The sequence below is a fragment of the Acidimicrobiales bacterium genome, from assembly GCA_036491125.1.
Lineage (GTDB): Bacteria > Actinomycetota > Acidimicrobiia > Acidimicrobiales > AC-9 > AC-9.
The window spans coordinates 1-9,897 of sequence record DASXCO010000174.1 but is presented as its reverse complement, the minus strand read 5'-3'; the positions used below and the strand labels follow the sequence as shown (position 1 = coordinate 9,897).

Below are 9,897 nucleotides of genomic sequence, written 5' to 3'. Positions count from 1 at the left end.
GCGTTAACCAGTCGAGCATTCCTCACGAAGAGTGATGCCAGAAGGCTGGTAAACGGTCGGTGACGGCGCTGTGCAGGCTGGGGATAATGGAGCCATGACAGGCGGGGTTGTCCGGTGCGGGCACTGCGGCACCGCTAACGGGGTGGCGGCTGCAGCGGCCGGGACGCCCCGCTGCGGCAAGTGCCATCAGCCGCTGCCGTAGATCGCCGACGCTGACGACGCCACCTTCGCCGAGGTGGCCAAGGCGGCTAAGATCCCGGTCGTCGTCGACCTGTGGGCACCGTGGTGCGGGCCCTGTCGCATGGTCAGCCCCGCGCTCGAGAAGCTCGCCCGCGACCTGGCAGGCAAGGTCAAGCTGGTCAAGGTGAACGTCGACACCTCGCCGCAGATCTCTCAGCGTTTCGGGGTCCAGGCCATCCCGACCTTGTTGGTCCTGCGCCACGGGCAAGTAGCCGCCCGGCAGACCGGCGCCGTCCCCTGGCCACCTTGCGGACCTGGGTCGACAATGCGCTCGCCGTCGGCTGAGCATTAATGCCGGGCGTTTGCACCTAGCGTCAGCGCCCGGCGCCTCCCGGGCCGCTCGTGCCTGCCGCCAAGCCGAATGCCCTTTACCTCGGTGACCCGATCGCCGACTCGGTACGGCACAGGTCAGCATCATTCTCACTGGTCACCGCGCTCCTATCAGCCAGTTCGGGACACGACACGGCAACAGTCCGGTTCTCCGGATCTGAGCTTTTCCGTGACCGCCCACGGCCGCCACACACGCACCAGCAGTGCCGGGTGGCGGCAGTGCTGGCCGCCGATACCGCTTCTTGGCGCGTGCCGGGCGAAGGCGCCGCACCGGTATCCAGGCGGTGTGGGGTGATCGCTGCGGCCCGCATCGCATCGTCTTCACGGGCTCCCTTAGCTCGACCCTGTCAGCGGCAGATGCGCCATTCTCCTTGCGGGGCTGCCATGAATATTATCCAGACCGAGCCACTGCACGCCGAACCGACCGTGGTCCGCTGGTGCTTAGCGCTTTCCGTTCACGACGTTATCGAGGTGTTCGGAGATGTGGTCGCTGAGGTCGCGGGCGTCATCGCCTGCGCCGTCGATGAGGGTTGACTTGCGGCGGCGGAGGAACGGCATTCCCATCAGGTACAGGCCGGGACAGGCAGTCACGCCGCCGTCGTGGCGGACCCGGGTTTTGCTGTCGAGGACCGGGACGTGGAGCCAGGAGTAGTCCGGGTGGTACCCGGTGGCCCAGATGACGGTCTTGATGTGTCCGCTGGTGAGGTCGACAAGCAGTGGGGGTGATTCCTGGACGTGGGTGGGCGCGAGGCGGTGGGGTGGTTCGGTTTCGTTGTCGAGGCCGTGGCCGGTCGCCCATTCGTCGATCGTGTCGAGCAGCCGTGCGAGTTTGAGGTCCGCCAGTGTGCACTGGTTACGAAGCGAGCCGGAGAACTGCGCGGTTCCGTTGTTGATACCCGCGAGCCGCCCCACAAGCTTGACGCCGCGGCGCTGGAGGGTGTTGAGGTCGATCGTCGACCGGGCGGGCGAGCCGACGAGCTGGAAGGAGGGAAGGCTTCGAGCTCTGACGATGTCATCGACCTCGTCGTAGCGCTGGTCGAGGATCCCGGCCGCCTCCAGCCACCACATGATGTCCATGCCCCGGTACAGCCGCGGCGTTCGGACGTGGCCGCCCACGGCGAGGGTGACGGGGCGGCCCGATCGCTGGATCTCGTCGGCTAGCTGGATACCGGTTGCCGATGCCCCCACGACCAGCACCGCTCCGTCTTCCAGCTGGTCCGGGTTGCGGTACTGCGCTGGTGTCAGCATGGCGATGTCCTTGGGCACTGCCTCGGCCACCGCTGGCACGTCAGGGCTATGGCATGCTCCGGCGATCACGACGGTACGGCAGCGCCACTCGCCTTCGCTCGTGGCGACGAGATAACCATCCCCGGAGGTTCGCACCGAGGTGACCAGAGTGTTCGTCTCGATGGGAGCCTCGATCGCCGCCGCATAGGCACCGAGGTAGTCGATCACCTCCGGCATGGTCATGAATCCGTCCGGGTCGTCGCCTTGGTACCGGAAGCCGGGTAGCCGGCTCTGCCAGTTGGGCGTGAGCAGGCGGAGCGAATCCCAGCGTCCTGATCTCCACGAGTTGGCCACTTCGCCTCGCTCGAGGAGAACGTGATCGATCGATTGCCCGGTTAGGCAGCGGCTCATGGCCAGCCCGGCCTGGCCGGCGCCGACGATGACCGTGGTTGTGTTCCGCATCAGACCCGCTCCCGCTCAGAGACCGAGACCGGGTCTCAGCCGACCTCGACCGTGACGTTTGTCGGGTTGGTGATGATGTCGTAGACGGCCGAGCGCTTCTGCGATTGCGCTACCAGTGCCCTGATCTCATCGGGCGTGGCGTCAGCGTCGATAGTGTAGGTGACGGTGATCCCGCTGAAGCCGTTGCGCACATCGGTGTCGACGCCCAGGATGCCTCGCACGTCCATGTCACCCTGGAGGGTGGCCGACACCGAGCGCAGCTGGATGTCGCGGTACTGGGCGACGGCGGCCACGCCGGCGGTGAGACAGCTGGCCAGCCCGACCAAGACGAGCTCCACCGGGCTGGCGCCGTTGTCGTCGGCAGCGAACAGTTCGGGATGGTCGCCGTCGTAGCGGAACTCGGTGCGGTGGCTCTGCTCTTCGCCAAGACCGAAGAAGGCCTTGACGGCGCTCTTGCTGTGGGTGCCGCTGACCCAGGTATTGGTCACTCGCCACTGGAACTTGGCGCCCTCGGGCTCGGCGGTCAGCGCTTCGCGGGCAGACCGCAGGAACTCGACGTTCACGCCGTTGTCCACGGGGGTTGCTGTGGTTGTCATGAGTTGCTCCAGGTTGGGAGAACGTCGGCCAGGCCGACATGGTTGGGTGGGTTGGCCTTCGAGGGCTAGCGAACGACGGCGACCACTTCGACGTAGTCGCTGGGTGCGACGAGGGTGCCGTCGTCAGCGCCGTTGAAGCGGGTATAGATGCTGGTCAGGTCGGCGGCGAGGCGGCCCTGACCGTCGGTGTCGAGGCTGGCGAAAGCGATCTTGGTGGGCTCATACCAGCTGCGGAACCACTCGAGCATGTGCTCGGGGTAGCGGTAGCGGAACGTGAGCGGGCTGGTCTTGATGCGCAGCGCGTTGACGCGGTTGCCGAACAGCTCCCGCAGCCGGTCCTCGGAGCCCCACTCGATCGCGGATCGCAGGCCGGATGGGGGCGGCACGTGCTTGTCAACGGCGAGCAGCACGTCGCCGATCAGTGAGGCCGGCGCCCAGTTCACCATCCCGATCCGCCCGTACGGCCGACACACCCGCACCAGCTCGTCGGCCACGCGCTGCTGGTTGGGGGCAAACATCGCCCCGAACGCGGAGAGCACCACGTCGAAGGTGTCGTCGTCGAAGGGAAGGTCCTGGGCGTCCGCGACCTGGAGATGCGACGGGAAGCCGTAGGCTTCGGCGACGGGGTCTAGGACATGGTCGAAGGCGCCGGTGGCGGTCACGTCCGCCCCCCGGCGGGCCGCGGCCAGCCAGGCGGCGCCGTTGCCGGTGGCGACATCGAGCACCGTCTCGCCCGGGTGGACATCGACGGCCTCGCACAGCAGCTCGCCATGGAGGACGCCGAGCGAGTCGATCCGCGTGAAATCGCGGCCAGCCCGCCGCTGTTGGCGGGAGTCCGTTTCGGCGTTGGCGGGAGTCGTGTCGGAAGCAGTCATGGGACTTCTCCTTGGATCGGCTGGGGGACAACCGTGGCGCCGTCACTGACGGACCGGCTCAGCCTCGCTGTCGACTCCGGGATGGGCTTTGCCGATGCGGGCGTGGCTACCGGGTGGAGGCGAGCATGGGTGAGGCTTGTGAATCAGGCCTTGCCGTAGGTGGCGGCACCCTGGAACTCGACGACCACGGTGGGTTGGCTGCCGACGACCCAGCCGTCGTGACCAGGCCTGATGCGGTAAACGTCACCCGGCTTGAGCTGCGCTTCGGTGCCATCGTCGTGGCGGAGGCCTAGTCCGCCGGACACGACGTAGCCGATGTGGTCAACCTGGCAGCTGTCGGTGCCGGCGACGGGCTTGATGCATTCGGACCAGCGCCATCCGGGCTGGAAGGTATACCGGCCGATCTGGCCGCCGGCGAGGTTGACCAGCTCGACAATGGCCTTGTCGGGGGTGCGGGTCTCGTCAGGGCTGCTGAAGTCTCGGCTCTCGATACCGGCCATGGGTCGCTCCTAAGTAAGAGTTGCTCGTTTGGTGAGACAACCATCGCGCTCGCTGCTGGAGGGCGGCTTCAGGCTCGCTTCAGGCCAGCGGAGGCACCCGCGCCGGCAGCCGCCCTATCCTTTCCTTGTGGTCTGCCTGGAACGCTGGATGAGGCGCTGAGGGCGATGTCGCTCAGGAACGACGAGCCGGTATGTGTGCTGTTCACCGACCTGACGGGTTGGGCCGTGCCGGGTGCTTGGGCCGACGACCAGGCGAACCGGCTGCGGCGGGAGCACTTCGAGGCCGTTCGGCGGGCCGTAGCCGAACATCGTGGCTATGGGGTCACGACCACCGGCGAGAGCATGTTGGTCCTGTTCCGCTCGGCGCGCGACGCTCTCGCTTGCGGGCTAGCTATCCTAGACCACACGGCGGGGACCGACCTGGATGTGCGCGTCGGGGTGGACGTCGGCGAGCCGATCGTCGAGGGCGGCGACGTCTACGGTACCGTTGTCGACACCGCCAGCCGGCTATGCGCCGCGGCGCGGCCCGGTCAAGTCGTGGTCTCTGACCTCGTCCGGTCGCTGGCCGGCCATCTCGGCGGGGTCGGCTTCAACCCCTTGGAGCGGCTGAGGCTCAAAGGCCTTGCCGACCCCGTCGTCGCCTTCGGGGTGACGCTCGTCAGTCAGCCCGCCGCTCCTCATGGGGCTGGTAGGCGGCTGCGCGTTGGTCTGCTCGGACCGCTTGAGGTCAGCCGGGACGGTGAACGGGTCGAGCCGACCAGCCCCAAGCAGCGGGCGCTGCTGATCGACCTGTTGATCCATCGTGGCAAGACCGTGGGTCGTGACCGCCTCATTGACGACCTTTGGGGTGAGCATCCCCCTGCGACCGCAGCGGGCGTGGTGCAGAACTACGTGTCGCAGCTGCGCCGTGTCCTCGGTGCCGATGTCGTGGTGACCGCCGGCCAAGGCTACGGCCTCGTGATCGACCACCTGACGGTCGACGTGGCCGAGTTCGAGGCGTACCTCGATCGCGCCCGCGACGCCCGCGATGGCGGCGATGCGGAATCGGCGCGACAGGCGATATCCGACGCGCTGGCACTGTGGCGGGGCGAGCCTTTGGCCGATGTCGTCTTCGAGCCGTTCGCACAGGCCGAGATCAACCGTCTCCGCGAGCTGCGGGCGGTGGCTCTGGAGCTCCAACTCGAAGCCGAGATCGCCGGCGGTCGTCACCGAGAAGCGGTGGCGCGACTCGAAGCTGCCGTGACTGAACATCCGCTGCATGAGAGGTTGTGGTGGCTGCTCATGCTGGCCCTGTACCGGTCGGGCCGCCAGGCCGACGCGCTGCGCGCCTACCAGCGCGCCCGCACGGTCCTTGCCGACGAACTCGGGCTCGATCCCGGCGCCGAGCTGCGCGACCTCGAGCGGGCCATCTTGGAGCAACGCGACGACCTCGACCAACTCCTGCGGACACGCCCGGTCGCAGCGGTCCGCCGGGGAGCGCGTGGCTCGTCACCGCTAGTCGGTCGCATCGAGGAGTGGGACGTAGTCGTCCGCTTCCTCGACGAAACCGCTCAGCCCGAGGCGCGCCTGCTGTTGATGGTGGGCGAGGCCGGCATCGGCAAGACGCGACTGATCGAGCAGGTGCAGCGGCACGTCGGGGTGCGGGGAGGCTTGGTCATCGCCGGCCGGGGCTTTGAGGCCGAACGAGGTCGGCCCTATGGGTTCTGGGTCGATGCCCTCCGCGCGGTCGAGTTGCCCTCACTCGACGTGTCGACCCGAGCCAACCTGGCCCCGCTCCTGCCGGAGGTGTCCGACCGGAGCGTCGACCTCGAAGACCCGAACCGGTTGTATGACAGCGTCGCCGCCGTCCTGCGGCTGATGTCGCAGTCAGCTCTCCTGGCTGTTGTCGTGGACGACCTGCACTGGCTGGACGAGCAGTCTGTTTCGCTGCTGCACTTCGCGCTCCGCCATCTCGGCGATCGGCCAGTGCGGTTTGTCGCTGCGGCGCGGTCCGCCGAGCTCGGCGACAACGACGCGTGCTCTCGCATCGTGCAAGCGTTGCGGCGCGATGACCGGCTCAGCGAGCTCTCGCTGGCACCGCTGGCAACGTCGACGATTGGCGAGCTCACCGCCGCCATTGCTCCTGGCGCCGACGCCATCCGGATCGCCGAGGCAAGCGGCGGCAACCCGTTGTTCGCGCTGGAGATGGCCCGGGCTCTCGCCCGGGGCGATGAACCGCTGTCCAGCCGGCTCGATGCCTTGATCGGCGACCGCCTGAGTCGCCTCAGTCCGGAAGCTGCCACGCTCGTGCCGTGGATGGCTGCCTTCGGTCGCAGCTTCAACCCCTCGGTGCTGGGCCTGATCGTCGATGAGGATGGCGGTCAACTGTTCGAAGCCCTGGGCGAGCTCGAGCGACAGGGCGTGTTGCAGCCGACTGGCGAGGGTACCTACGACTTCAGCCACGATCTGGTGCGTGCCGCCGCCTACAAACGGATCTCGACCCCGCGCCGGACGATGGTGCACGCCCGTATTGGCACCGTCCTCGCGGATCTGGTCGATACCGACGACGGTCTGGCAGCCGGCGCGGCGCGCCACGCCGATGCCGGCGACGACAGCGAGACCTGCGCAAAGGCCTGCGTTCGGGCCGCCCAGCGATGCCTGCGGCTGGTCGCCTACCACGAAGCCGCCGAGCACGTCGTGCTCGGGCGCCGCCACGCCCGGCGCCTGGCTCCCGAGCGGCGCGTCCCGGTCGAGTTGCAGCTCATCCGCGTTCTGCTCCACCCCGGCATGCGCCTTCATGATCCCGGAGAGCTGGCCCGTGATCTCACCGGCCTGTGCACCGAGGCGCAACGACTCGAGCTGGACGCTGAGCTATCGGCCGGGCTGCACCTGCTCGCCCGCGCTTACCACTGGGGTTGGGGTGACATCCCTCGGGCACGCGCGCTACTCCAGCGCGCTGCTCACATCATTGAGAGCACCAGCGGAACGAGCATCGAGCCGCTCCTCGAAGGCGCTCGCTGCCTCGCCTACCTCGAGATCGACATGGAGCGCACCTACCAGCTATTCGAGCAGCTGGGTGTGCTCCACGACCTGGCCGCGGTGTCATGCCAGTATCAATGGGGGCTCGGTCTCGTGCGGGCATGGGCAGGCGAACTCAGCGAGGCGCGCGCCGCCCTCGAGCGGGCCATAGAGCTAGCGACGGCACGCGGCGACCACTGGGCAACATTCGAATGCACCGCCCGTCTCTCCCTCCTCGAGCTCGAAGCAGGGGAACCCGAGTCGGCTGAGCCACTGTGCGAACTCCTCGACGCACTGGCCGCCAAACTCGGAGAGGGCAGTGAGCGCGGCTATGCACAAGCGATCACGGCGCTGAAGGCGCTGGCGCGCCGCGAATCCGGTGCAGGGAAATCGCTCGACGACTCCCTTGCCGACCTGGAGCGAATCGATGCCCGTTTCCTGACGCCCGACCTGCTCGGTATCGCCGCCGAAATCGAGTACCGCGCCGGCAACCCGGCCGCAGCATCGGCGCGGGCCCTGCGAGGGCTCCAGGTCGCAACCGAGGTGGCCCGGCCGCTGGAGGGAGCGCGTGCCCGGGCGGTGCTCGCTTGTACCGCAGCGGCAAGTGGCGCCCTCGACGAGGCAGCGTTGCACCTTGTCGAGGCGGCGGCGTCCGTACCTGGGAGGCTACCCAGCCACGTGGAAGCATTGCTGCGGGACGCCGAGCGCCTCATCCAGTCAGGTAAAGAAAAGCAGGGAGGCAACCAATGGCAGTGATCATGGTGGAGGAGCGGTTCGATCCCCCGATCGACCTGAGCAAAGGCAGCCCGGTAGCCGACAAGGTATCACCATGCCTTCCCGTCTACGAGGTGACATGGCTCAGCTCATACATCTCCACCGACGGAACTCGCTGCGTCTGCGTCTACGAGGCCGACAACGCCGAAGCCGTCAGACGCGTTTACCGAACCGCGGGCGTCCCGTTCGAGAACGTCTGGGCGGCGAGCCCGCTCCACCGCTCAGCGGACGGATGAAGCGACGAGTTCTCCGTGCCACTCGATCAGCCCCATCAGCACCGCCTGATGCCGTGACGAGCACTGCGATGGACTGGGCGCGCGGCGCGAGCCGCGGCCGGGGGCGCTCCGGTCCGCTGCGGTGTCGTACTAGCCCTTGACGTAAGCCAGGCTTTCTGCTAGCTGGCCATTTCGGACCCGGACAATATCGACGCCACGCACGTGTCCGTCGGCCCAGTCGTAGCGCCATCGCACGACGGCGCGTCCCGAGCCGTCGGAGAACTGCTCTTCGACAGAAAACCGGGCCTGGGGCGTCGCAGCCAGTATCTCTGCCCAGATCTGGCCCACCGCGTCCCGCCCTTCATAGCGGGTGCCGTCGGGGGGTGGCGAGGTGGACTCGAAGACGATGTCGTCGGCGACGAGGGCCATGGTGGCATCAAGGTCATGGGAGTTGAGGGCGGCGGTGAAGCGGTCCATCAGATCAAGGACAGGATCAACAGTGTGCATGCGGCCATCTTTGCAGCCGCTGCCGTAAGCGGGTCAGGACACGCCATGAGGCATTGCGAGCTACTGAGGCAACCGGCGCCGGAGCCTGCCAGCCACACAGCGGCCGGCCGGAATTATGCGCTGACCTGCCGGTGCGGGCCTGGTTCGCGACCCGGGTGACGTTGCGACCGTCGTGATCCTCGGGCGGCAGCAGGACCGGCTATGCCCGCCCGCGGTCCGCAGTCGCACCACGGCTCACGCAGGAGAAACCCGGCGGACCGGCGCGGCGCTGCGCCCCCGTCCCGGCGACGTGCCCGGCTACGCCGGTGGTGTCCTGCGGCGGGGAACTGTGGCGGCGTGCTGGTGCTCCTGGAGAGACGGACCGGGCGCCTCGGTGAACTCATCGTCCCGCTCGTCGCCACCCGCGCCCCAGGCCTGTCCAAGCTCATGCTTGTCGTGCCATCACCGTGGTCTTGTGCCTAAGGTGGGTATACGTTCAGGCGCAGGGAGGGGCACATGGACATCCCCGCGATGTTTGGCCGCGCCGTCGCGGAGTTCGACTCCCGCGTCCGGCAGATCGGCGACCACCAGTGGCAGGCCGCGACCCCGGATGAGGACTGGACGGTCCGCGACCTGGTGAACCATCTGGCCGGCGAGGATCTGTGGGCGCCGCCGTTGCTGGCTGGATCCACGATCGCCGAGGTGGGTGACCGCTTCGAGGGCGACGTGCTCGGTTCCGAGCCAAAGGCCGCCTGGACCGCGGCCTGTGCCGGAGCGGTGCGCGCCGTCCAAGCCGACGGAGCGATGGACCGGATCGTCCACCTGTCGTTCGGCGACTTCCCCGGCAGCGAGTACACCCTGCAGCTGTTCGCCGACCACCTGATCCACGCGTGGGACCTGGCTCGTGCCATCGGCGCGGACGAGCACCTGGACGAAGAGCTCGTCGCGTCCTGCGCGACCTGGTTCAAAGCCGTGGAGGAGGCTTACCGCAGTGCAGGTGCGATCGCCGCGCCGCCCCCGGTGCCCGGCCACGCGGACGCCCAGACCCTGCTGCTTGCCCGTTTCGGTCGGCGTGCCTGACGGAGGCCAGTCCCCTCACCCCGTGCCGGCCGTCCGCGTCACCCGGGCCTGCCAGGATCCCTCCACATGCAGATGGGGTGTGGTGGTTCCCCATGCCCGCGGGCCAGGGGCCCGG

The 9,897-nt window shown here is 68.1% G+C and carries 9 protein-coding genes; 4 read left to right on the top strand and 5 right to left on the bottom strand.

Features of this window, described 5'->3' with window-relative positions; genetic code table 11:
• Window positions 1-235 precede the first annotated feature (235 nt).
• Window positions 236-532, top strand: a complete 297-nt coding sequence (gene trxA, locus VGF64_13805) for a thioredoxin (protein ID HEY1635832.1) — start codon at window positions 236-238, stop codon at window positions 530-532.
• Window positions 533-1,011: 479 nt separating this feature from the next.
• Here the strand turns inward: trxA and VGF64_13800 are convergent, their stop codons facing one another.
• The 4 genes from VGF64_13800 to VGF64_13785 all read right to left on the bottom strand — a co-directional run bounded on the left by VGF64_13800 (window position 1,012) and on the right by VGF64_13785 (window position 4,230).
• Window positions 1,012-2,259 (bottom strand): NAD(P)-binding domain-containing protein, encoded by a 1,248-nt coding sequence (locus VGF64_13800; GenBank protein HEY1635831.1) that lies wholly within the window; start codon window positions 2,257-2,259, stop codon window positions 1,012-1,014.
• Between the two features lie 35 nt (window positions 2,260-2,294).
• Window positions 2,295-2,855, bottom strand: coding sequence for an OsmC family protein (locus VGF64_13795; GenBank protein HEY1635830.1), 561 nt, complete (start codon window positions 2,853-2,855; stop codon window positions 2,295-2,297).
• 65 nt (window positions 2,856-2,920) lie between these two features.
• Window positions 2,921-3,730 (bottom strand): class I SAM-dependent methyltransferase, encoded by an 810-nt coding sequence (locus tag VGF64_13790; protein HEY1635829.1) that lies wholly within the window; start codon window positions 3,728-3,730, stop codon window positions 2,921-2,923.
• Window positions 3,731-3,873: 143 nt separating this feature from the next.
• A complete protein-coding gene (locus VGF64_13785) occupies window positions 3,874-4,230 on the bottom strand; it encodes a cupin domain-containing protein (GenBank protein ID HEY1635828.1) in 357 nt (118 codons plus the stop codon).
• 165 nt (window positions 4,231-4,395) lie between these two features.
• Between VGF64_13785 and VGF64_13780 the strand changes: the two genes are divergently transcribed.
• Both VGF64_13780 and VGF64_13775 read left to right on the top strand, forming a co-directional pair.
• A complete protein-coding gene (locus tag VGF64_13780; GenBank protein HEY1635827.1) occupies window positions 4,396-7,983 on the top strand; it encodes a BTAD domain-containing putative transcriptional regulator in 3,588 nt (1,195 codons plus the stop codon).
• Window positions 7,974-8,237, top strand: coding sequence for a DUF4242 domain-containing protein (locus VGF64_13775; GenBank protein HEY1635826.1), 264 nt, complete (start codon window positions 7,974-7,976; stop codon window positions 8,235-8,237). Before VGF64_13780 ends, VGF64_13775 begins: the two co-directional genes overlap by 10 nt.
• A 129-nt stretch (window positions 8,238-8,366) precedes the next feature.
• Here VGF64_13775 and VGF64_13770 read toward each other — a convergent pair whose 3' ends face one another.
• Entirely contained in the window at window positions 8,367-8,723 is a 357-nt protein-coding gene (locus VGF64_13770; GenBank protein ID HEY1635825.1) for a nuclear transport factor 2 family protein, read from the bottom strand.
• 495 nt (window positions 8,724-9,218) lie between these two features.
• Between VGF64_13770 and VGF64_13765 the strand changes: the two genes are divergently transcribed.
• Window positions 9,219-9,782: a TIGR03086 family metal-binding protein gene (locus VGF64_13765; protein HEY1635824.1), complete on the top strand. Its 564-nt coding sequence runs from the start codon at window positions 9,219-9,221 to the stop codon at window positions 9,780-9,782.
• The last annotated feature ends 115 nt before the right edge of the window (window positions 9,783-9,897 follow it).

Excerpts from the sequence above, each read along its gene's own strand:
- VGF64_13780 (HEY1635827.1), top strand. The coding sequence starts at position 4,396 with ATGTCGCTCAGGAACGACGAGCCGGTATGTGTGCTGTTCACCGACCTG.
- VGF64_13775 (HEY1635826.1), top strand. The coding sequence starts at position 7,974 with ATGGCAGTGATCATGGTGGAGGAGCGGTTCGATCCCCCGATCGACCTG.
- VGF64_13795 (HEY1635830.1), bottom strand. The coding sequence starts at position 2,855 with ATGACAACCACAGCAACCCCCGTGGACAACGGCGTGAACGTCGAGTTC.
- VGF64_13770 (HEY1635825.1), bottom strand. The coding sequence starts at position 8,723 with ATGCACACTGTTGATCCTGTCCTTGATCTGATGGACCGCTTCACCGCC.
- VGF64_13790 (HEY1635829.1), bottom strand. The coding sequence starts at position 3,730 with ATGACTGCTTCCGACACGACTCCCGCCAACGCCGAAACGGACTCCCGC.
- VGF64_13800 (HEY1635831.1), bottom strand. The coding sequence starts at position 2,259 with ATGCGGAACACAACCACGGTCATCGTCGGCGCCGGCCAGGCCGGGCTG.
- VGF64_13765 (HEY1635824.1), top strand. The coding sequence starts at position 9,219 with ATGGACATCCCCGCGATGTTTGGCCGCGCCGTCGCGGAGTTCGACTCC.
- VGF64_13785 (HEY1635828.1), bottom strand. The coding sequence starts at position 4,230 with ATGGCCGGTATCGAGAGCCGAGACTTCAGCAGCCCTGACGAGACCCGC.